We start from the raw sequence: 21,826 nt of genomic DNA on the forward strand, positions 1-21,826 counted from the left end.
GGCCGGAGGCAGTGCCCCCGATCTCCTCCCGCGACGCCCCGCGCTTCGGCAGCGCCGAGCGCAAGAGCGTGCTGGCCGGGGCGTTCGCCGAGCAGGGCGAGGACTACGACCGGCTCCGGCCCGGCTACCCCGCGCCGGCGCTCGACGAGATGCTCGCCGCCCTCCCCGCTCCGGTCGACCGGGCCGACGGGGCCGAGAGAACGCGGCGCGCGATCGACCTCGGGGCGGGGACCGGGAAGCTGTCCTGGGCGCTCGCCGAGCGGGGGCTCGAGGTCACCGCTGTCGACACGAGCGCGGCGATGCTCGAGACCGCCCGCCGACGCGGCCCCGAGGGACGGCTGCGGACGCACCTCGCCCCGGCCGAGGCGACCGGGCTGCCCGCGGCATCGGCCGAGCTGGTCACCGTCGCCCAGGCCTGGCACTGGTTCGACGCCCCGGCGGCGTCGGCCGAGACCGTTCGGCTGCTCGCGCCCGGTGGCGTGCTCGTCCTGGTCTGGAACATGCTCGACGTGACGATCCCCTGGGTGCACCGCCTCAGCCGCATCATGCACGCGGGCGACATCCACCGGGAGGATTTCGAGCCCGAGGTCGGCGCGGGACTGCGCCGGATCCACCGCGCCGCCCACGTGTGGGAGGACCCGATGCCCACCCAGGACGTCATCGACCTCGCCCGCACCCGCAGCTACGTCATCACCGCCCCCGAGGAGCGGCGCGCCAAGGTGCTCGCGAACCTCGACTGGTACCTCCACGACCACCTCGGCCACCCGCGCGGAGCCACCGTCGGCGTGCCCTACCGGACCGACCTGTTCCTGTACCGGGTGGAGTGAGCGGGGCGCGTCACTCCGCCGCGTCGGGGGCGATGGACATGTCGGTGATGCGCCAGCGCTCGCCGTCCCAGGCGACCTGCGCGATGAGCTGCCCGGAGACCGCCTCGAGCTCGTTGGCCTGCAGCGTGGGGTCGTCCACCAGGATCGACGCCTCCTGCGAGAAGTCCGCCGTGACCTCGCCCGTCGCGGGCGGTTCCCCGGTGCCGGTGAAGGTCGTCCCGTGCACCGTGAACTCGCCGTCCACGAGGTAGCCGCCCTGCGCGGCGAGAGTCTCCGCATTGGCGAGGAAGGTCGTGCAGACGGAGCAGTTCGGATCCACCGAGTTCTCCCACACGGAGATGTCGCCGCTGCTCATCATGTACGCATAGGACTCGAGCACGTAGGTGAGCGTGGCCTCGGCCCCCGCCGCGCTCTGCTCCGTCATCCCGGCCGGCTCCTCCGGACGGGGCAGCTCGGGGCGGATCGGCTGCTCGGCGGGATCCACCGTCGGCCGCTCCTCGGCGATCACCGACGGCGTGTCCTCGGCGGCCTCGTCCCCGCCGCCGAGCACCCCGCCGAGCCCCATCACCCCGACGGGGATGAGGAGCACGAGAGCGAGCACGACGAGCAGGATGCGCTGAGCGGGACGGTTCACGGCGACCACGGTAGAGCACCGCCCCGGACACCTGCCGAAAACCTGAGGACCTTCCCACGATGGAGGACTACCCTGCTCCGGTGTGCGCGGCCGGTCGGCCGGCGCCCCGGAAGGAGCATCGTGACCCTGCTGCGTCTGGCGCTGCGCGCCGTGAGGCCCTACTGGCTCTGGATCGCCCTCGTGGTGCTCTTCCAGATCGGCGGCGTCGTGGCAGCGCTCTATCTGCCCACGCTCAACGCCGACATCATCGACGACGGCGTCGCCCAGGCGGATGTCGACGTCATCTGGGAGCTCGGCCGGCTGATGCTGCTGATCTCGCTGGGGAACATCATCGCGCTGATCGCCGCGAACTACTTCGCCGCCCGCTCGGCGATGCGCGTCGGGCAGGACCTGCGCTCGCAGGTCTTCGACCGGGTCTCCTCGTTCTCCCCGCGGGAGATGGCGGAGTTCGGCACGCCCTCCCTCGTCACCCGGTCCACGAACGACGTCCAGCAGGTCCAGATGCTGGTGTTCTTCACCCTCAACATGCTGGTCCAGGCCCCGGTGACCGGCATCGGCGGCGTGGTCCTGGCACTGCGGGTCGAGCCGGGGATGGCGTGGCTGATCGCCGTGATGGTGCCGGTCATGCTGATCGCCGTCGGCACCCTCATCCTGCGGGCCGCCCCGCTGTTCAAGCAGATGCAGGGTCGGATCGACGACATCAACGGCGTGCTGCGCGAGCAGATCACCGGCATCCGCGTGCTGCGCGCCTTCGTGCGCGAGGACCGCGAGCGGGAGCGCTACGGCGAGGTCAACCACGAGCTGACCGAGCTGAACCGCCGCATCGGCCTGCTGATGATCCTCATCAACCCGATCATCATGTTCCTGCTGAACATCTCCAGCGTGCTGGTGCTGCTGGTCGCCGCGCCGCGCATCGACGCCGGCCAGATGGAGGTCGGCTCGATCACCGCCTTCATCGCCTACCTGATGCAGATCCTCATCGCGGTGATGATGGCGACCTTCATGACGATGATGATCCCGCGCGCGATGGTCTCCGCCGAGCGCATCAGCGCCGTGCTCGGCACCGAGACCTCCGTCGTCCAGCGCACCGACGGGGTGCGCGAGATCGAGGGACCGATCGAGCTCAGCTTCGACAGCGTCTCCTTCACCTACCCCGGCGCCGAGCGGCCCGTCCTCGAGGACATCTCCTTCACCGCCCGCGCGGGGCAGACCGTCGCGATCATCGGCGGCACCGGCGCCGGCAAGACCACCCTGCTGAACCTCGTCCCGCGGCTCATGGACGCGACCGAGGGGCGGGTGCTGCTGAACGGCCACGACGTGCGCGATCTCGACGCCCGCGTGCTCTGGGACCGCGTGGGCCTCGTCCCGCAGCGGCCCTACCTGTTCTCCGGCACCGTCGCGAGCAACCTCCGCTTCGGCCGCCCGGACGCCGACGAGCAGGAGCTGTGGCACGCCCTCACCGTCGCCCAGGGCCGCGACTTCGTGGCCGCCATGCCGCAGCAATTGGACTCCCCGATCGCGCAGGGCGGCACCAACGTCTCCGGCGGCCAGCGCCAGCGGCTGTGCATCGCCCGGGCCCTCGCGGCGAAGCCCTCGCTGTTTCTCTTCGACGACTCCTTCAGCGCGCTCGACCTCACCACCGATGCGCGGCTGCGCGCGGCGCTGGCCCCCGAGACGGAGGACGCGCTCGTGCTGATCGTCGCCCAGCGCGTCACCACCATCGTCGGCGCCGACCTGATCCTGGTGCTCGACAACGGCCGGGTCGTCGCCCAGGGCACCCACCCCGAGCTCCTCGAGAGCTCCGAGACATACCGCGAGATCGTGCGCTCCCAGGGCGTCGAGGAGGAGGTCGCGTGATGAGCACCGACGAGTCGACCCCCGTCGAGACCAGCCCCGGCGAGACCAGCCCTGCCGACGAGATCGCCGCGGAGAAGGACGCCCAGCGCGGGCTGCGCCCCGGCCAGTCCGCGAAGAACTTCTGGCCCTCCGCGAAGCGGCTGCTCGGCGAGATGGGGCCCGAGCGGCCCTACCTCCTCGCCGCGATCGGCCTCGGCGTCATCTCCGTGGTGCTGTCCGTGGTGGGACCGAAGATTCTCGGCCGCGCCACCGACCTCATCTTCACCGGCCTGATCTCCCGCACCCTCCCCGCGGGCGCCGACCCCGAGCAGGTCATCGCCCAGCTGCGCGCCGAGGGCCAGGAGCAGTACGCGGACATGCTCTCCGGCATGACCCTCACCCCCGGGCAGGGCATCGACTTCTCGGCGCTGCACCAGGTGCTGCTGCTCGCGGTGCTGCTGTACATCGTCTCGGCCCTGTTCATGTGGCTGCAGGGCCTCGCGCTGAACCGGATCCTGGTGCGGATGGTCTCCCGCCTGCGCCGCGAGGTCGAGGAGAAGCTGCACCGACTGCCGCTGGCCTACTTCGACCGGATGAAGCGCGGCGAGATCCTCTCCCGCGTCACCAACGACATCGACAACATCCAGAACACCCTCATGAACACCGTGACGGGCCTCGTGAACTCGATCCTCACGGTGCTCGGCGTGCTGATCATGATGGTCACCATCTCGTGGCAGCTCTCGCTCATCGCGCTCGCCGTGATCCCGGTGGCGCTGCTGGTCACCGGGCTCGTCGGCTCCCGCAGCCAGAAGCTGTTCGCGCAGCAGTGGGACGCGACAGGCGTGGTCAACGCCGAGGTGGAGGAGGCGTACACCGGCCACTCGCTGGTGACCGTCTTCGGCCGCCGCGAGCAGGTCGGCGCCCGCTTCGAGGAGCGCAACGACCGGCTGTTCCGCGCCACGTTCGGCGCGCAGTTCGTGTCCTCGCTGATCATGCCGCTGATGATGTTCGTGGGGAACGTCAGCTACGTCGTCATCGCGATCGTCGGCGGGCTGCGGATCGTCTCCGGGCAGATGACCCTCGGCGACGTGCAGGCCTTCATCCAGTACTCGCGCCAGTTCACGCAGCCGCTCTCGCAGGTCGCGTCGATGGCGACCATGCTGCAGTCCGGCGTGGCGAGCGCCGAGCGGGTCTTCGAGCTGCTCGACGCCGACGAGCAGGAGGCGGAGACCGAGGTGCCGGGCGCCGCCGCGACGATCGGCGAGGGCCGGGTCGAGTTCGAGCACGTCCGCTTCTCCTACAGCCCCGAGCGGGAGCTGATCCGCGACCTCTCGCTCGTCGCGGACCCGGGGCACACGGTCGCGATCGTCGGGCCGACGGGGGCGGGCAAGACCACCCTGGTGAACCTCGTGATGCGCTTCTACGAGGTCGACGGCGGCCGGATCACGATCGACGGGACCGACATCCGCGACCTCACCCGCGCCCAGCTGCGCGAGCGCACCGGCATGGTCCTCCAGGACACGTGGCTGTTCAAGGGCTCCCTGCGGGAGAACATCCGCTACGGCCGGCTGGACGCGACCGACGCGGAAGTGCTCGAGGCGGCCCGCGCGACCCACGTCGACGACTTCGCGCGGCAGCTCCCCGAGGGCTACGACACGATCGTCGACGACGACGAGTCCACGCTCTCCGCGGGCGAGAAGCAGCTGGTCACGATCGCCCGCGCGTTCTTGGCCCGGCCCAGTCTGCTGATCCTCGACGAGGCCACCAGCTCGGTCGACACCCGCACCGAGGTGCTCGTGCAGCAGGCCATGAACCGGCTGCGCGAGGGCCGCACCAGCTTCGTCATCGCCCACCGCCTCTCCACCATCCGCGACGCGGACCTGATCCTGGTGATGGAGTCCGGGGACATCGTGGAGCAGGGCACCCACGAGCAGCTGCTCGAGGCCGACGGCGCCTATGCGCGGCTGTACCGCTCGCAGTTCGAGGGCGCGAGCGTGGACCTGGACGCGGAGGAGGAGCTCGCGGGAGGGGCACAGGCGGCGGACTGACGCTCGCCGCGCGAAGAGTCCCGGTGAGGTCCACACCTCACGGATTTCTCAGTCATTCACAAGAGTGCATAAGCTTCCATTCGTGACTCGCACCCAGCCCCGTCGACGCACCCTGCTGCGCGCGCTGCCGGTCGCCCTCGGCGGGGCGGCCCTCGCGCCCACGCTCGCCGCCTGCACCGACGCGTCCGTCCGCCTCGACGCGGAGACGAACGCGATCCCCGAGATCGACCTCAGCGGGATCGAGGAGCAGGCCGATCTCGCCGCCCTCGTCCCCGCCCAGATCCGCGAGCGCGGCGAGCTCGTCAACGGCGCCGCGCTGAACTACGCGCCCGGGGAGTTCGTCGGCTCCGACGGGGAGGCCGTCGGCTACGACATGGACATCCTCGCCGCCATCGGCAAGGTCCTGGGGCTCGCCACCCGCACCGAGTCCGCGGTGTTCGCGCAGATCATCCCGTCGATCGGCGCGAAGTACGACGTGGGCATCTCGAGCTTCACCATCAACCCCGAACGGCTCGAGCAGGTCTCGATGGTGTCCTACTTCGCCGCGGGCATGAGCTACGCCGTCCGGCGGGGCAACCCCTACGACATCACCCCGCCCGACCTCTGCGGCAGCCGCGTCGCCCACCAGGTCGGCACCTACATGGACGACGTCGTCGTCGAGCGCGACGCGGAGTGCCGCGACGGTGGCGGAGCCGGGATCATCGACCAGCCCTACGTCGGCAACGCCGACGCCGCGACCGCGGTCGCGGGTGGCAAGGCCGACGTCCTCATCGGCGACTCGCCCGTCGTCGCCTACGCCGTGGACCGCTCCCGCGACACCCTCGAGCAGGTGGGCGAGATCGAGGACGCGGCCCTCAACGGCATCGTCGTCGCCAAGGACCAGCCCGAGCTGGCCGAGGCGATCCGCGGCGCCGTCCAGCACCTGATCGACACCGGTGCCCTCCGCGAGATCCTCGCGGCCTGGGGCAACGAGAGCGGCATGATCGAGACCTCAGAAGTGGACCCCCAGCAGTGAGCACACAGACCTCCGCCCCCGTCACCGACCCGGTCCCCGCGCGGATCCGCGCCAAGCGTCCGCCGCGCCCCGGCACCTGGATCAGCGCCGTCGTCGTCGCCCTGATCGCCGTCGGCCTCGTGAACTTCCTCGTGACCAACCCCGTCTTCGACTGGGGCACCGTCTTCACGTACCTCCTCGACGTGAAGGTCGTACAGGGCGTCGGGTGGACGCTGCTGATCACCGCGCTGTCGATGATGCTCGGCACCGCCGTCGCGCTCACCGCCGCGATCATGCGCCGCAGCGAGAACCCCGTGCTGCGCGCCGTGAGCTGGGCGTACATCTTCGTGTTCCGCGGCACGCCCGTGTACACGCAGCTCGTGTTCTGGGGCCTGTTCACCGTGATCGTCCCGAAGATCGTGCTCGGCGTTCCCTTCGGCCCCGAGCTCTTCGCGCTCGAGACCCGCGACTACTTCCCCGCGTTCTGGGCCGCGGTCGTGGGCCTCGGCCTCAACGAGGGGGCCTATCTGGCGGAGATCATCCGCTCCGGCCTGAACTCGGTCGACAAGGGGCAGACCGAGGCGTCGAAGGCGCTGGGCATGCGGCCCGGCCGGATCCTGCGCCGGATCATCCTGCCGCAGGCGATGCGCGTCATCGTGCCGCCGCTCGGCAACGAGACCATCGGCATGCTGAAGACCACCTCGCTCGTGCTCGCCGTGCCCTTCACGCTCGACCTCACGTTCGCGACCAACGCGATCGCCAACAAGCTGTACGCGCCGATCCCGCTGCTCCTCGTCGCCGCGATCTGGTACCTCGCGATCACGTCGGTGCTGATGGTCGGTCAGCACTTCCTCGAGCGGTACTTCGGCCGCGGCTTCGACGACCGCCCCGGCGCTCCGACGACCGGTCGCCGCTCCCGCCAAGCCGCCGTGAACCGCGCCGGCACGACCCCCAAGGACTCCCTCCCGGAGGTGGAGCTCTGATGATGACCGAGACTGCCGCTGGTGCCGCCGCCGCCGAGCCGCTGATCCGGCTCGACGGGATCCACAAGACGTTCGGCGACCTGCACGTCCTCAAGGGCTGCGACCTCGCCGTCGCCGCCGGGGAGGTCACCGTGCTGATCGGGCCGTCCGGCTCCGGCAAGTCCACCCTGCTGCGCTGCATCAACCAGCTCGAGGAGCCCACCGCCGGGCGCGTGCTGATCGACGGCGTGGTGCAGGGCTACGAGACCGAGACGCTGCCCGACGGCCGCTGGCAGAAGCTGTCCTCCTCCCGGATCGCTCAGCAGCGCTCCCGGATCGGCATGGTCTTCCAGCGCTTCCACCTGTTCCCGCACATGACCGCGCTGCAGAACGTCATGGAGGCGCCCGTGCAGGTGCTGGGGCGCAGCACGGCCGAAGCCCGCGAGGCGGCCCTGGGCCTCCTCGAGCGGGTGGGCCTCGCCGACCGGGCCGACCACTACCCGTCCGAGCTCTCCGGCGGCCAGCAGCAGCGGGTGGCGATCGCCCGGGCCCTGGCCATGGAGCCCGAGCTGATGCTGTTCGACGAGCCGACCTCGGCCCTGGACCCCGAGCTGGTGGCCGAGGTGCTCACCGTGCTGAAGGAGCTGGCCGAGGGCGGCATGACCATGATCGTCGTGACCCACGAGATGGGCTTCGCCCGTGAGGTCGCCGACCGTGTCGTGTTCATGGACGACGGTCGCATCGTCGAGCAGGGCACCCCGGAGCAGGTCATCGACCAGCCGCAGTCGGACCGCCTGAAGGGCTTCCTCGCCTCGGTGCTGTGACGCGGCTGCTGAAACTCCGCGTCCTGCGTGAGCTCAGCGCCTCAGGGCCCTTGAGGTCACGCCACGCGCGGAGTTTCAGCAGGTGCGGACCGGGCCGAGCGGCCGATCAGGCGGCGGCCGACCGTCGCCCGGCCAGCGCTCGGACCTTGGCCCGGCCGAACGGGCCGACCTGCCGGATCGCGGCGAGGATCTTCCGCTGCGTCCGAGCCCAGTCGAGCCAGACCTGCTGGTAGCTGATGCGGAGGACCTGCAGGCCGAGGGATGTCGCGGTGAGGTCCCGGGCGCGGTCCGCCTCGAAGACCTCCTGCGCGGTGTGGGGCCCGCGACCGTCGATCTCCAGGAAGATCCCGCCCACGTAGGCGTCGAGGTACCCGACGTCCTCGAGGTACACCTGCTGCTCGACCGTGAATCCGCGGCGCCGCAGCCAGCGCACCACCCGGGTCTCGGAGCCCGAGTCGCTCGCCGTCGAGAGGCGGCCGATCCGGGAGCGGACGGTGGCGGGGGCGGCGGTCAGCAGCGCCGTCACCTCCACCGGGTCGAGCAGGCCCTGCGCCATCGCCGACTCGAGGAGGATCGCCGCGGTCTCGCCGTCCTGGCAGCGCATCGCGTGCTCGAGGGCGAGAGGGAGCGAGGCCACGGGATCCTGCTCGGGCCACCCGCGGTGCGGCGTGGGATGTCCGGCCATCCTCGGCGGAGTGTCGCGGGTGTCTTGGTACCGGTAGACGTGCAAGCGGGAGATCGACTGCCCGGGTCGGGCCGAGCTGTCGCCGTGCGGAGTCCACAGGCCGTGCATCGGGGTCACGCTGATGCAGGTCAGGCGATGACCATGGCGGAGCGGCGCGATCGTTCCGGGCTGGGCGTCATCGAGGGCGTACCAGCCTTGGGCGACGCGGCGGAGGGTGCCGTCGCGGACCGCCACCCGGATCGAGGCATCGGTCTCGCCGCGGGCCAGCATCTCCGTCCGACTGATCAGCCCGGTGTCGGCGGAGGAGAGGTGGTGGCTGCTGCGGGGCGCCCGGACGGGACGGAGGCGGGGACGGGCATCAGCGGGGAGGATCAAGGTGCTTGGGGCGTACATCCCCTCACCGTGCCGGGGCCGGCCGCTCGGCGCCTCAGCGGCGGAGGAGTTGGGGACGGAGGCGGGGTGGGGAGGAACGGTCCCGGGAGCCGCGCCGGACGCTGGGGAGGCGAAGCTGCTGAAAGACCGCGCCAGGCGTGACCTCAACGCCCCTGAGGGCTCGAGGTCACGCCTGGCGCGGATTTCCAGCAGGTGCGGACCGGGCAGGCCGGCGGATCAGGCGGCCGGGATCTCGAACTCGCCGCGGAACTCCGGGATGGAGGAGTCCTCGCCGAGGATCTCGGTCTCCGGCCGGATATAGGCGCCCTTCAGGGTCTCACCGGCCTGCTCGAGGTAGATCGGGATGAAGCCGGTGGCCTCGCCGTCGCGTCGGGGCGCGCCGTCGAAGTACTCGAAGCCCGCGGCGGTCAGCTCGTCGTCCGCGGTGGAGGCGTAGTTGACCTCCTCGCCGCCGTCGTCGACGACGAAGTCCTGCTGGCTGACGACACCGCCGTACTGCTCCCCGGGGACCACCTTCACCTCGAGGTAGATCATCTCGCCGTCGGGGTTGTCGGTGGCCTTGTAGTACTCGGTGGGCATGTTCCGCGAGGCGGAGACGATGGTGATGACGTCGCCGGTGTCGGGGTCGGTGAGCTCGGTGCCGATCTCGACGACCGTGCCCTCGGCGACGGACCCGGCGCCGGACTCACCGGACTCGGACTCCTCCGCTTCGGACTCCGCGGACTCCGCCTCGCCCTCCGCGGGCTCCGCCTCGGCATCCTCGGCCTCGTCCTCTGCCTCCGCGCCCTCGGCCGCGGGCTCCTGCTCGACCCCCTGCTCCGGCTGCTGCTCGGGCTCCGCGTCGGTGCCGCCGCAGGCGGTCAGGGCCAGCACGGCGGTGGCGGCGAGGGCGGCGCCTCGGGCGATGATCGAACGGGACATGGTGTCCTCCTCCAGTGGTCGGTCATCCGAGCCTAGGAGGCACCTGCCCAGGTCGCGATGGGGAGGACTCCCCGCCGGCCGGGCCGGGACGGGGCTGGAGGCTGGGTACAGGGCGGCGCGGGATCGACGTCTGCTGGAACTCCGCGCCCTGCATGACCTCGACGCCGCTCAGGGCGTGAGGTCACGCCTGACACGGAGTTTCAGCAGCAGCAGGGGCGGCGGGGGGAGGGGAGGTGAACCCGCCCTGCCCTCACCACTCCAGGATCTGCCAGCGCTTCTTCTTGGCGACGGCGTACAGGCCGAGGTCGGGGGAGACTGCGGCCGGGGTGCCGACGAGGTCGAGCCAGGCGGCGTCGGCGTGGGAGTCGCCGTAGCCGTAGGAGGCGCCGAGGTCGGTCCCGGTCTGGTCGGCGTACTTCCGCAGCCAGTTGGCGCGGGCCTCGTCCACGACCGGCGGGGTCGCGAGATAGCCGGTCATCACACCGCCCGCGTCCTCGTCCATGTGGGTGGCGATGACCTCGTCGAACAGCTCGGCGAGCGGCTCGACGAGCACGTCGAGCGCGCCGGTGACGAGCACGGTGCGGTGGCCCGCGGCGCGGTGCCGCTCGAGGGTCTCGAGGGCCTCGGGGCGGATCGAGGCGCGGATCCGGCGCCCCGCCTCGCCGCGCATCAGCTCGCGCAGCTCCTCGGCGCGGTAGCCCTTGTAGCGGCGGTTGACCAGGCGGATCAGCTCGGAGCGGTCCCGCTTCTCGGCGCGCAGGTAGCCCGGCACGGCGGTGAGCAGGCCGCCCAGCTCGGCGGGCCAGGTGCGACGCGGCCGGGTCGCCCGGACCACCGCGATGTACTGCTGCACGATGTTGGTGGCGAGCACGGTGCCGTCGAGGTCGAAGACGGCGAGGGCGTCGGAGCGCTCGGCGAGCGGCTTCGCGGGACGCTCGGCGCGGCGCTTCTGCGCGGACTTCGCGCGCGAGTAGGCCTTGGTCAGCTCGGTGACCGCCGGCAGGTGCTGCTGCTGGAAGTAGTCCGTCCAGTCGATCGCGGTGACGTCGAACTCGTGCGTCGCGAGGAACTCGGCGGGCAGCGAGGCGCGCAGCGCCCGGGTGTTCGCGTCGTCGAAGACCATCTCCGTCTTCGTGTAGTGGCGGTACAGCTCGATGTACTTGCGCAGGGTCGACAGGCCCGAGGTCGCGCGGTGCAGGCTCGAGGTCCACTCCCGGGTGCGGCGGGTCGCCGGCAGGTAGGCGATCGCGGCGGAGCCGAGCTTCGCGGAGAGCTCCTTGGCGCGGAAGCGCTGCTCGACCATCTCCACCGCGGGGAAGGACCACTCCGGCACGGCGATCGGCCGGCCCTTGTCGTCCTCGAGGGGGTGCTCGAGGAAGTACTGGCGCACCGCGGTGACCATCTCGTGGAAGGGCAGCGGGTTCGACGCGCCGGAGACCACCTGGAAGTAGGCGTCGTCCCCGCGGCGGTCGACCTCCTGGGTGGCGAGGGCGACGATCACGTTGACCACGTGGTCCACGGGGATCACGTCGAGGATCGAGTCGGCCAGGCCCGGGAACTCGGGCAGCACGCCGCGGCCGTACGCCATGATCAGCGGGTCGGCGACCTTGTATCCGTCGATCCAGCCGGGGTACGGCTTCTGCATCGCGGACTCGATGATCGAGGGGCGCACGAAGGAGACGCGGTGGCCGTTGCCGGCCCACATCTCCTCGGCGACCTGCTCGGCCATGGCCTTGGTGAAGGTGTAGATGTCGGTCCAGCCGACGGACTGGGCGCGGGTGCGGCCGAAGTCGACCAGGCGCTCGTCGACCCAGGCGCGGCGCGCCTCCTCGGAGGCGGCGGCGACGGCCTTCGGCCCCATGCGCCCGTCGCGCAGGGTCGCGGAACGGATCCGCGAGCGCAGGGTCTCCGGCCGACGGGACTCCGCGTCGACCCGCTCGCGGGCGGCGAGCGCGGCCTCGTACTCGGCGCGCCAGTCGACGTCGGCGTTGAGCGAGCCCTCCTGGCGGAGGCCCTTGGAGATGCCGCCGACGTACGCGGTGGACACGTGGATCACGTGCGGGTCCTGGCCGGAGTCGAGCAGCGCCTGGTACAGGTTGCGGGCACCGCCGACGTTGGTGCGGAAGGCCTCGTCGATGGGCGGGTCGAAGGACACCGAGGACGCGGAGTGGATCACCACGTCGAGCGGGACCTCGATCGCGGGCATGTCGGTGAGGTCGCCCTCGAGCACCTCGACGCGCGCGTCGAAGATCTCCTGCAGTGCGGCCTTCCCGTCGACGGCGGTCGCGCCGTCCTCCTTGCCGTCCTCTGCGCCGCCCGCCGTCGACAGCTCCTCGGCCCAGGAGGAGAAGACGGGCTTGCGCAGCAGCTGCTCGAGGCGCTTGCGGCCGGTGACGGAGCCCTTGGGGCGCACCACCGCGAGGACGCGGACGTCCTCGGTGGTCTCGAGCAGGGAGCGCAGCACGGCCTGGCCGAGGAAGCCGGTGACGCCGGTGAGGAGGATCCGACGCTCCCCGCGCGGTGCGCCTCCGGCGGTCGTCGTCGGAGCGGCAGGGGCGGGGGTGTTCGACATGGATTCCCTTGGTGGACGGGTGATGGAGAGCTGTCGCGCGAGCGCGTCCCGCGGGCGCGTCCCGGGAGGCGGGAGCGGGGTGGGGGATGGCCCCACCTGGGGCGTCACCTGCGCTGGTCAGGGCGGCGCTAGTGTATCGTAGCCGCCATGCACAGGGCCCTGATCACAGGCGGCACCGCGGGCATCGGGGCCGCATTCGCCAGAGCATTCGCACGTCGTGGCACCGCGCTGGTGCTGGTCGCACGGGATGCCGAGCGCCTCGCCGAGAGCGCCGCACAGCTGCGCGCCGAGCACGGCGTCGAGGTCGAGACGATCGTGGCGGATCTCGCGGACCGCGCGGCCCAGCAGCGCGTCGCCGACCGGCTCGAGACCCCTGTCGATCCCGTCGACGTGCTCGTCAACAACGCCGGCTTCTCGGTGCGCGCGGGCCTGCTGGACGAGGACATCTCCGCGCATGATCTCGGCTTCGAGGTGATGATCCGCGCGGTCCTCAAGCTCGGCGGCGCCGCCGGCCGCGCGATGAGGGACCGCGGCCACGGCTGGATCATCAACGTCGGCTCGGTCTCCGCGCTCGTCACCCAGAACAACTACTCGGCCATCAAGGCGTGGGTCGGCAACTACTCCGAGTCCCTCGGCGTGCAGCTCGCCGGCACCGGCGTGCAGGTCACGGCGCTCATGCCCGGATGGGTGCGCACCGAGTTCCACTCGCGCGCCGGCATCAAGGGCTCCTCGATCCCGGGCGTGCTGTGGCTCGACGCCGATCGCCTCGTCGAGGACTGCCTGAAGGATGTCGCCCGGGGCCGCCCGGTCTCGATCCCCTCGACGCGCTGGAAGCTGATCTCCGCCGTGCTGCGCACCACGCCCCGCGGCCTGGTCGCACGGCTCAGCGCGCTGCTCAGCCACCGCCGCAACCGGGAGCGCTGATCCGGTGAGCACGCCCGCGAACGATCCCGGCCGTCGCCTGATCCGCTCTCTCTCGGAGCGGTCCCGCGGGGAGGGATGGGAGGCCCCCGAGGGCGACCTCGCCAAGTACCGCTCGCGCTGGCGCTCGGCGCTGCGCTTCGTGCTGCAGCGCGGCGTGTTCCGCCTCGTGGTCCGCTCGGCGATCACGCCCAGCACCGTCGTGCACCGTCGCGTGAAGACGGTCCGCGGCCCGTTCGTGCTGGTCGCGAACCACTCCAGCCACACCGATGCGCCGATGCTCGCCCAGGGCCTGCCCTGGGCGCAGGCGCGCTTCCTCTCCACCGGGGTCGCCGCGGACTACTTCTTCCGGGTCTGGTACCGGCGGTTCTTCGTCCGCGCCCTGTTCAACGCCTTCCCCATCGACCGCGACGGATCGCGGAAGAACTCCGGCTTCTCGCGCCGCCTGCTGCGCTCTGGGGTGCCGATCCTGGTCTTCCCCGAGGGTGGGCGCCAGCAGACCGGCCGCATGGCCGACTTCAAGCCCGGCGGGGCCGCGCTCGCGATCTCCGTCGGCGTGCCCGTGATCCCCGCCGCAATGGTCGGCGCCCACGAGGCCATGCCGAAGGGCCGCAGCTGGCCCGTGCCCGGCCGCCCGCCCGTCGGCGTGGTGTTCGGGGAGCCGATGCTCGCCGAGGAGGGCGAGTCGGCCGTCGCGTTCATGGGCCGCATCCGGGAGCGGGTGCAGGCCCTGTACGACGAGAACTACGAGACGATCCTGGGGCGTCCGCTGCCGGGGGACGAGGAGTCCGCATGAGCAACACCACCGCCGCCGACGTCAAGCGTCACAAGTGGTGGGGGTGGGGGCTCGACGACGTCTCCTTCTCCGTCGAGAACCGTCCCGCCTTCGTTGAGCTCGCCCAGCGCGAGGTCGGCGTCGACCTAGTGAACGCCCCCGAGGTCGTCGAGCCGGACCTCTCCGCCCTCGACGTCCCCGCCTCCCGCCTGCCGGAGGCGGCGCGCGAAGCGCTGGTCGCGGCGCTCGGCGAAACCGAGGTGCGCACCGACGACGAGTTCCGCGTGCTGCACTCCTTCGGCCGCTCCCTGCCGGACCTCTTCCGGGTGCGCACGGGCGACTTCGGCCGCCTCGTCGACGCGATCGTCTACCCCGGCAGCGAGGAGGACATCGCCGCGGTGCTGCGCATCGTCCTCGAGCAGGACCTGGTGCTGATCCCCTACGGCGGCGGCTCCTGCATCTCCGGCTCCGTGACCCCGGACGTGGCTGAGGAGCGCCCGGTGGTGACCATGAACCTGGGCCGGATGGACCGGATCCTCGAGATCGACGACACCTCGGGCCTGGCCCGCATCCAGCCGGGAATGTACGGGCCCGACATGGAGGAGCAGCTGCAGGAGAAGGGCTGGACCGTCGGCCACTTCCCGGACTCCTTCACCTACTCGACCGTCGGCGGCTGGGCGGCGACCCGCTCCTCGGGCATGCAGTCCGACAAGTACGGCGACATCGAGGACATCGTGCGCGGCCTGCGCATGCTCCACCCCGAGGGCGTCGCCGTCACCAAGCCCATCCCGGGCCGCGACTCGGGGCCCAGCGTGCACGAGATGATCCTCGGCTCGGAGGGTCGCCTCGGCGTGATCAGCGAGGTCACGGTGCAGGTGCACCGTCGCACCCCGGTCCGCCAGGTGATCGGCTACATGTACCCGGACTGGGAGCACGGGATCCGCGGGATGCACGCGATCGCGCGCAGCACCGACGTCTCCCCGACCTTCACCCGCCTCTCCGACGGGCCGGAGACCAAGTTCTCCCTCGCCCTGTCGAGCAAGATCCCCACCACCACGAAGGCGAAGGTCTCCGCGAAGGTGCAGGACGGCATCTTCGCCTACCTCCGCTCGCAGGGCTGGGACACCTCCGAGGAGATGTGCCTGAGCTACGTCTGCTTCGAGGGGTCCAAGGCGTCCGTCGAGCAGCAGAAGGCGATCGTGAAGAAGATCGTCAAGGCCAACGGGGGCGTGACCCTCGGCGCGAGCGTCGGCAAGGTGTACGACCAGAAGAAGTTCGACACCCCCTACCTGCGCGACTTCCTGCTGGACCACGGCGTCTTCGGCGACGTCTGCGACACCGGCGCGACCTGGGGCTCCATCAACGAGGTCCACGCGAAGGTCTACGAGGCCTTCGAGCGGACCCAGGCCGAGCAGGACCTGCCCGGCTTCATGTTCTGCCACATGTCGCACAGCTACCACGCCGGGGCCTGCCTCTACTTCACCTTCGCCTTCCCGTACTCCTCCGAGGAGCAGGCGCTCGAGCAGTACTACCGGGCCAAGAGCGCGGTGCAGCAGACCTTCGTGGACCTCGGCTCGACCGTCTCCCACCACCACGCGGTGGGGATCGAGCACCGGCCGTGGATCGAGCAGGATCTCGGGCCCGTCGGCCGCAGGATGGTCGAGGGCCTCTTCGCCGCCACCGACCCGGGACGGAACCTGAACCCGGGCAAGGTCCTCGAGGGCTGAGGCCGCCGTGGGCGAGGTGCACGTGCTGCGGCACGGGGAGTCGACGGCGAACGTCGAGGGCGTGATCGTCTCCCTGCCGGGGGCGCGCGCCCTGCAGGAGGTGGGACTGACTGCTCGCGGTCGGGCCCAGGTGCACGAATGCGCCGAGGAGGCCCGGGCGGCGGGCTTCGACGCCGCCACGATCGTGGTCACGAGCGACTTCGCGCGGGCCCGGGAGACCGCCGAGGTGTTCGCGGCCGGGATCGGCGCGGGGGCGCCGCGGGTGGACGAGCGGCTGCGCGAGCGAGGCTTCGGCGTCCACGACGAGGGGCCGACGACGGCCTACGAGTCCGTGTGGGCGCTCGACGCCGAGCGCGCGGAGCAGGGCGGCTCGGTCGAGCCGGTCGCCTCCGTCGCGGCACGGGTCGCCGAGGCGCTCCGCGCGGCCGACGAGCTCGCCAGGGGCGGCTACGGCCACCGCGTGGTGCTCGTCGCGCACGGGGACGTGCTGCAGATCGCGCTCGCGCTCGGGGCCGGACGGGACCCGCACGAGCACCGGGACCAGCCCCATCTGGTCAACGCCGAGCTGCGCCGCCTGGGCGACGCCAGGCCGCCCGTCGGAGGAGTCGCATGAACCAGCCCCGCGGCGACCAGCTGATCCTCACCCTCCGCGGCGACGGCGAGTCCACCCGCGCCCTGCTCGCGGACTTCTTCACCGCACGCGGCTGGACGCTCGCGCGCGAGGACGGCACGCGGATCGACTACGAGCGGGGCAGCCGCGGCCGCACCATCCTGCTCGGCGCCCTCGCGGGCGGGGCCTTCCACCTCACGGCCCAGCTCGAGGTGCGCGAGGGCGACCATGCGACGGACGTGGTCTACCGCTGGGGCCCGGGGGCGGGCCTGGTGCTCGGCGGGACGATGGGCCGCCAGCGGGCGATGCGCGTCCACGGCGAGACCGCGCAGGCGCTCCGCGAGCGGACCGCGCGCGACGGCCTGCTCGAGCGCTCCCGCACCAGCTGAGCGCGGGGGAGAGGGGCAGGTTCCCTCGCCGTTGAGGGAACCTGCGGACGACCATAGCCCAGCGGATATGAGGCGTCGGTCACGCCTTGGTCACGGTTCCTCTACCTCCGGGTAACCCATCAGGAGTCGCGGGGATCGGGTGGTGATCACGCGGCGATCCTCTGCTGACGCGCGCCCTCCGCGCCCCTACGATGGGCCGGACCGAACGCGCCGGGAACGTTCCCGACGCTGAGCACAGACCTCTGGAGGACTGGAATGACGGCGAGCAAGGATGCGCCGCTGCGCATCACCGTGTACGGCGAGAACCGCCACGAGAAGGTCGACCCCCGGGTGCAGGAGATCTACCCCGAGGGCATGCACACCACGATCGCGCAGGGCCTGACCCGCGTGCTCGCCGAGGACGGCGTCGCCGCCGAGGTGCGCATCGCCCTGCTCGACGACGTGGAGGAGTCCCTCTCCGAGGAGGTCCTCGCCGAGACCGACGTGCTGACCTGGTGGGGGCACATGGCGCACGAGGACGTGCCCGACGCGGTCGTCGAGCGCGTGGTGCGCCGCGTCCACGAGGGCATGGGCCTGCTGCCCCTGCACTCCGCCCACTACTCGAAGGTCTTCAAGGCCCTCATGGGCACCACCTGCAACCTGCTGTGGCGCAACGAGGGCGAGGAGGAGCGGGTGTGGACCGTCAACGGCTCCCACCCGATCGCCCGCGGCGTCCCGCATCCGCTGATCGTCCCCGCCCAGGAGATGTACGGCGAGATGTTCGACATCCCCGCCCCGGACGAGCTCGTGTTCGTCAGCTCCTTCACCGGCGGCGAGGTGTTCCGCTCGGGCTGCGTGTTCCGTCGCGGCAAGGGCAAGGTGTTCTACTTCAGCCCCGGCGACCAGGAGTATCCCGTCTACCACCAGCCGGAGATCCAGCGGGTGCTCGCCAACGCCGCGGTGTGGGCGCGCCCCGAGGAGCGCGAGGCCGCGCCGATCAAGATCGCCAACGCCCCCCGCGACTGGTTCCGCGGCGACGAGGTCTCGCGTGTCATCTGAGCCCCGCATCGCCGATCCGAACGCCGCGCTCGCCGGCGCCGCCGATGCCGCCCCGCTGCGGGCCGTCGTCGTCGGCGCCGGCGGGATGGGGCAGTGGTGGTCCCGGGTGATCGCCGCGAGCCCCGTCACCGAGCTGGTGGGCGTCGCCGACCTCGCCGAGGACCTCCCGGAGAAGGCGATCGCCCAGTCCGGCGTCGCCGACCCGTCGGCCGTGGCCGTCGGCACCGACGGCGTGGACCTCGCCGTCGAGCTCGGCGCGGACATCCTCATCAACCCGACGGTGCCGGTCGCGCACCATCCGGTGACCGTCAAGGCGCTCCACGCGGGGATCCCGGTGCTCGGCGAGAAGCCGGTCACGGAGACCCTGCCGGAGGCGCTGAGCCTCATGGCGCATGCGGAGCTGACCGGGGTGCCCTTCATGGTGTCCCAGTCGCGCCGCTTCTTCCCGCAGGTGCGGGAGCTCAAGCGCTTCGTCTCAGCTCACGGTCCGACGGCCCTGACCAGCGCCTTCTTCTCCCTGTTCACGGAGATGGAGGGCTTCCGCCGCACCCAGCAGCATCCGCTGCTGCGCGACATGGGCATCCACGCCTTCGACACGGCCCGCTACATCACCGGCACCGATCCGGTCGCGGTCACCGCGATCGGCGCGAGCCCGCAGTGGAGCGTGTACGCCGGGGACGCGACCGTGACCTGCACCTTCGAGATGGCCGACGGGGAGGGCACCTCGTCCCTCTTCGTCTACAACGGCTCGTGGAACGCGCGCGGGCTGCCGACCTTCTGGAACAGCGACTGGCGGATCGGGGCCGAGCACGGCTCGGCCACCTGGGACGGCCGCGGCACCCCGCAGCTGGGCACCGAGGACGAGGCGGAGACCGTCGCGCTGCAGGCCGCGATCGACCAGGCGATGCAGACCCCGGAGCCGGACCAGATCGACGCCTCGATCATCGAGTTCGTGACCTCCCTGCGCGAGGGCCGGACCCCGATGTGCGCGGTGCACGAGAACATCCTCAGCTTCGCGATGGTCGAGGCCGCGGTGGCCTCGGTGGAGCGGGGCGGGCGGGTCGTGATCGACGAGCTGCTCGAGGAGGCCCGCACCGAGGCCGTCGCCGCGGAGGCGGACCCCGAGGCGCGGGAGATCCTGCAGGGCTGGAGCTCCGTGCGGGAGGCGATCGCCGCCCGCCGCTGAGCCGGCCTCAGTCGGCGGGAACGGGCCGGATCAGCGCCCGGTCCAGGTGGGGGAGCCGGTCGTGGAGCGCCGCGTCGACTGCGGCGGCCACGGCCGCTCCCTCGCGCAGGCTCGCGGCGGGGTCCACCAGGATCTCCAGCTCCGCTTCGAGCCGGTGCCCGGTCCAGCGGGCGCGGGCGGCACGCACCTCGCGCACCCCCGCGACACCCCGGGCGGACTGCTCGAGGCGGTCGAGCACGTCCGGCTCGATCCCATCCATGAGGCGCCGGACCACGGTGCGCATCGAGGAGATCAGCACGGCGACCACGACCGCCGCGATCAGCAGCCCGATCAGCGGGTCCGCCCAGGGCAGGCCCAGCCAGGCGCCGATCACGCCGAGCGCCACGGCGATCGAGGTCAGGGCGTCGGTGCGGGCGTGCTGCCCCTCGGCGACGAGGGCGGCGGAGCCGATGCGCCGACCCGCCCGGATCCGGTAGATCGCGACGAGCTCGTTCCCGGCCGCGCCGACGAGCGCCGCCGCGAGCACCCAGGGGCGATGGGTCATCTCCGTCGGGTCGAGGAGCCCGCGCACGGACTCCGCCACGATCAGCGCCGCCGAGAGCGCGATCATCGCCCCGATCAGCAGGCCGACGAGGTCCTCCGCGCGCCGGAAGCCGTGGCTGTAGCGGCGGGTGGCCGCGCGCCGGCCGAGGCGGAACGCGATGATCAGCGGGATCGTCGTGGCGAGATGGCCGAGGTTGTGGACGGTGTCGGCGAGGAGCGCGACGGAGCCGCTGAGCAGCACGATCACGATCTGCAGGGCCGCGGTCGCGCCCATGCCGGCGAGGCTGATCCAGGCGGCGCGGATGCCGACGGCGCTGGCCTCCTCGGCGGTGCGGATCGCCTCGCCGTGGTCGTGGCTGTGCGGGGTCAGCGCGTGGCGCAGGCGGCCGAGCGGGCCGTGATGATGGTCGTGGTCGTGGTCGTGGTCGTGGTCGTGGTCGTGTGGCGGAGCCATGGCGCGAATGTATCTGCGCAGACATGCAGATAGCAAGATAAGGCTAGGGTGTGGCCATGCACGTGAGGCCCCGCCGCGACGTCCCCGACGACGAGCACGCCCGGATCGCGGCGAGCACCTTCCACATGCTCTCGGATCCGACCCGGGTGAAGCTGCTGTGGGCCCTGTTCGGCGCCGAGCACAGCGTGAACGCGCTCGCGGAGGCGGTGGGCGCGACGCCCGCCGCGGTGAGCCAGCACCTCGCCAAGCTGCGCCTCGCAGGGCTCGTCTCGAGCCGTCGCGAGGGCACCTTCGCCTTCTACCGCGCCACCGACGAGCACGTGCGGCGCCTCCTGACCGAGACCCTCTCCCATGCGGAGCACGTCACCGGTGTCGCGGAGGGCGACGACCCGCACGGGTACTGAGCCGCGGCCTCTCGGCGGGGGAGGGGCTCAGCGGACGCCGTCGAGGGCGGCCTCGTCGCGGGAGGCGGCCTCGAGGGCCTCCGCCTCGGCGTCGAGGGCGGCGCGCTCGCGGCGATGGGCGCGGATCGACCAGGCGACGGCCGCGGCCCAGACGACGGCCACGGCGATCAGCGCCGCCGAGACGACCGCGGGAGCGGCGCCGACGAGGTCGCTGCGCAGGATGGTCCGCGTGTTCGTCAGCACGATCACGCCGCCGACGGCGGAGCCGAGCACCCGCGCGGGCACGAGGCGCACGAGCCAGGCCGCGATGGGGGCGGCGATCAGGCCGCCGACCAGCAGGGCCAGGACCCAGGCCAGGTCGATGCCGGCGGTGCCGAGGCCGATCAGGAAGCCGAGCGAGGCGGCGACCGAGACCACGAACTCGCTGGTGTCGATCGAGCCGACCACCTTGCGCGGCTCGATGCGGCCGCTCGCGAGCAGCGCCGGAGTGCCGACGGGACCCCAGCCGCCGCCGCCCGTGGCATCCATGAAGCCGCCCACCAGACCCAGCGGGGTGAGGAAGCGCCGGCGCAGCGGCTTGCCCATGTTGCGCCGGTCGATGCCCTTCACGGTGAAGCGCAGCAGCACGTACACGCCGAGGGCGAGCAGGATGCCGCTCATGAGTGGGGCGGCGACCTCGGTGGAGAGGTTCGCGAGGAAGGTCGCGCCGAGGAAGGCGCCGATCCCGCCCGGCAGCGCGATGCGCCGCACGACCTTCCAGTCCACGTTGCCGAAGCGCCAGTGCGAGGCGCCCGAGGCGAGGGTGGTACCGATCTCGGCCAGGTGCACGGTCGCGGAGGCGGAGGCGGGGTTGGTGCCGATCGCGAGGAGCAGCGTGGTGGAGGTGACCCCGTAGGCCATGCCCAGGCTGCCGTCGACGAGCTGGGCCGCGAGACCGACCAGGGCGAGCAGGACGAGTCGTCTCATGGCGCGACTCCTTCCGAGAGGGATGCGGACCGTCCGCACGAAGGAAGTTAATCCGACCGGAATGGTCGGAATCAAGTCCCCAGGTCATCGTGAGACATATGGAGTGCGCGAAGTGGA

At 71.8% G+C, this 21,826-nt stretch carries 20 protein-coding genes; 14 read left to right on the top strand and 6 right to left on the bottom strand.

Annotated elements, in window-relative coordinates:
• The first annotated feature begins 11 nt into the window (after positions 1 to 11).
• Positions 12 to 827 carry a class I SAM-dependent methyltransferase gene (locus V1260_RS08245; RefSeq protein WP_329746336.1) on the top strand — a complete coding sequence of 272 codons (816 nt, stop codon included), beginning with the start codon at positions 12 to 14 and terminating at the stop codon, positions 825 to 827.
• Between the two features lie 10 nt (positions 828 to 837).
• On the opposite strand, the gene V1260_RS08250 is transcribed toward V1260_RS08245, so the two are convergent.
• Positions 838 to 1,461: a DUF6318 family protein gene (locus V1260_RS08250; RefSeq protein ID WP_329746337.1), complete on the bottom strand. Its 624-nt coding sequence runs from the start codon at positions 1,459 to 1,461 to the stop codon at positions 838 to 840.
• A gap of 120 nt (positions 1,462 to 1,581) precedes the next feature.
• Here V1260_RS08250 and V1260_RS08255 point away from each other — a divergent pair, with 120 nt between their 5' ends.
• The 5 genes from V1260_RS08255 to V1260_RS08275 all read left to right on the top strand — a co-directional run bounded on the left by V1260_RS08255 (position 1,582) and on the right by V1260_RS08275 (position 8,125).
• Entirely contained in the window at positions 1,582 to 3,318 is a 1,737-nt protein-coding gene (locus V1260_RS08255; protein WP_329746338.1) for an ABC transporter ATP-binding protein, read from the top strand.
• Positions 3,318 to 5,345: an ABC transporter ATP-binding protein gene (locus V1260_RS08260; protein WP_329746339.1), complete on the top strand. Its 2,028-nt coding sequence runs from the start codon at positions 3,318 to 3,320 to the stop codon at positions 5,343 to 5,345. The genes V1260_RS08255 and V1260_RS08260 overlap by 1 nt, the downstream gene beginning before the upstream one ends.
• Before the next feature lie 82 nt (positions 5,346 to 5,427).
• A complete protein-coding gene (locus V1260_RS08265; protein ID WP_329746340.1) occupies positions 5,428 to 6,360 on the top strand; it encodes an ABC transporter substrate-binding protein in 933 nt (310 codons plus the stop codon).
• Positions 6,357 to 7,322, top strand: coding sequence for an amino acid ABC transporter permease (locus V1260_RS08270; RefSeq protein ID WP_329746341.1), 966 nt, complete (start codon positions 6,357 to 6,359; stop codon positions 7,320 to 7,322). Before V1260_RS08265 ends, V1260_RS08270 begins: the two co-directional genes overlap by 4 nt.
• Positions 7,322 to 8,125, top strand: a complete 804-nt coding sequence (locus V1260_RS08275) for an amino acid ABC transporter ATP-binding protein (RefSeq protein ID WP_442878141.1) — start codon at positions 7,322 to 7,324, stop codon at positions 8,123 to 8,125. Before V1260_RS08270 ends, V1260_RS08275 begins: the two co-directional genes overlap by 1 nt.
• Positions 8,126 to 8,231: 106 nt before the next feature.
• Here V1260_RS08275 and V1260_RS08280 read toward each other — a convergent pair whose 3' ends face one another.
• The 3 genes from V1260_RS08280 to V1260_RS08290 form a co-directional block, all read right to left on the bottom strand.
• Positions 8,232 to 9,203, bottom strand: a complete 972-nt coding sequence (locus V1260_RS08280; RefSeq protein ID WP_329746343.1) for an endonuclease domain-containing protein — start codon at positions 9,201 to 9,203, stop codon at positions 8,232 to 8,234.
• A 216-nt stretch (positions 9,204 to 9,419) separates the two neighbouring features.
• The gene (locus V1260_RS08285) at positions 9,420 to 10,124 is read right to left on the bottom strand and encodes a hypothetical protein (protein WP_329746344.1); all 705 of its coding nucleotides are present in this window, start codon (positions 10,122 to 10,124) and stop codon (positions 9,420 to 9,422) included.
• Positions 10,125 to 10,374: 250 nt separating this feature from the next.
• Positions 10,375 to 12,696 carry an HAD-IB family hydrolase gene (locus V1260_RS08290; protein ID WP_329746345.1) on the bottom strand — a complete coding sequence of 774 codons (2,322 nt, stop codon included), beginning with the start codon at positions 12,694 to 12,696 and terminating at the stop codon, positions 10,375 to 10,377.
• A 147-nt stretch (positions 12,697 to 12,843) separates the two neighbouring features.
• Here V1260_RS08290 and V1260_RS08295 point away from each other — a divergent pair, with 147 nt between their 5' ends.
• From V1260_RS08295 to V1260_RS08325, 7 genes are all read left to right on the top strand, one after another.
• Positions 12,844 to 13,620: an SDR family NAD(P)-dependent oxidoreductase gene (locus V1260_RS08295; RefSeq protein WP_329746346.1), complete on the top strand. Its 777-nt coding sequence runs from the start codon at positions 12,844 to 12,846 to the stop codon at positions 13,618 to 13,620.
• A gap of 4 nt (positions 13,621 to 13,624) precedes the next feature.
• Positions 13,625 to 14,413: a lysophospholipid acyltransferase family protein gene (locus V1260_RS08300; protein WP_329746347.1), complete on the top strand. Its 789-nt coding sequence runs from the start codon at positions 13,625 to 13,627 to the stop codon at positions 14,411 to 14,413.
• Complete coding sequence (locus tag V1260_RS08305) at positions 14,410 to 16,119, top strand: FAD-binding oxidoreductase (protein WP_329746348.1); 1,710 nt, start codon at positions 14,410 to 14,412, stop codon at positions 16,117 to 16,119. The genes V1260_RS08300 and V1260_RS08305 overlap by 4 nt, the downstream gene beginning before the upstream one ends.
• A gap of 7 nt (positions 16,120 to 16,126) precedes the next feature.
• Positions 16,127 to 16,732: a histidine phosphatase family protein gene (locus tag V1260_RS08310; RefSeq protein WP_329746349.1), complete on the top strand. Its 606-nt coding sequence runs from the start codon at positions 16,127 to 16,129 to the stop codon at positions 16,730 to 16,732.
• Positions 16,729 to 17,118: a hypothetical protein gene (locus V1260_RS08315; RefSeq protein WP_329746350.1), complete on the top strand. Its 390-nt coding sequence runs from the start codon at positions 16,729 to 16,731 to the stop codon at positions 17,116 to 17,118. Before V1260_RS08310 ends, V1260_RS08315 begins: the two co-directional genes overlap by 4 nt.
• Before the next feature lie 255 nt (positions 17,119 to 17,373).
• Complete coding sequence (locus V1260_RS08320; RefSeq protein WP_329746351.1) at positions 17,374 to 18,156, top strand: ThuA domain-containing protein; 783 nt, start codon at positions 17,374 to 17,376, stop codon at positions 18,154 to 18,156.
• Positions 18,146 to 19,342, top strand: coding sequence for a Gfo/Idh/MocA family protein (locus tag V1260_RS08325; protein ID WP_329746352.1), 1,197 nt, complete (start codon positions 18,146 to 18,148; stop codon positions 19,340 to 19,342). The genes V1260_RS08320 and V1260_RS08325 overlap by 11 nt, the downstream gene beginning before the upstream one ends.
• A 7-nt stretch (positions 19,343 to 19,349) precedes the next feature.
• Here V1260_RS08325 and V1260_RS08330 read toward each other — a convergent pair whose 3' ends face one another.
• Positions 19,350 to 20,339 carry a cation diffusion facilitator family transporter gene (locus V1260_RS08330; protein WP_329746353.1) on the bottom strand — a complete coding sequence of 330 codons (990 nt, stop codon included), beginning with the start codon at positions 20,337 to 20,339 and terminating at the stop codon, positions 19,350 to 19,352.
• 56 nt (positions 20,340 to 20,395) lie between these two features.
• Here V1260_RS08330 and V1260_RS08335 point away from each other — a divergent pair, with 56 nt between their 5' ends.
• Positions 20,396 to 20,743: an ArsR/SmtB family transcription factor gene (locus tag V1260_RS08335; protein WP_329746354.1), complete on the top strand. Its 348-nt coding sequence runs from the start codon at positions 20,396 to 20,398 to the stop codon at positions 20,741 to 20,743.
• Between the two features lie 27 nt (positions 20,744 to 20,770).
• Here the strand turns inward: V1260_RS08335 and V1260_RS08340 are convergent, their stop codons facing one another.
• Positions 20,771 to 21,709, bottom strand: coding sequence for a sulfite exporter TauE/SafE family protein (locus tag V1260_RS08340; RefSeq protein WP_329746355.1), 939 nt, complete (start codon positions 21,707 to 21,709; stop codon positions 20,771 to 20,773).
• Between the last annotated feature and the right edge of the window lie 117 nt (positions 21,710 to 21,826).

The sequence above is a fragment of the Brachybacterium sp. J144 genome, assembly GCF_036321705.1.
Classification (GTDB): Bacteria; Actinomycetota; Actinomycetes; order Actinomycetales; family Dermabacteraceae; genus Brachybacterium.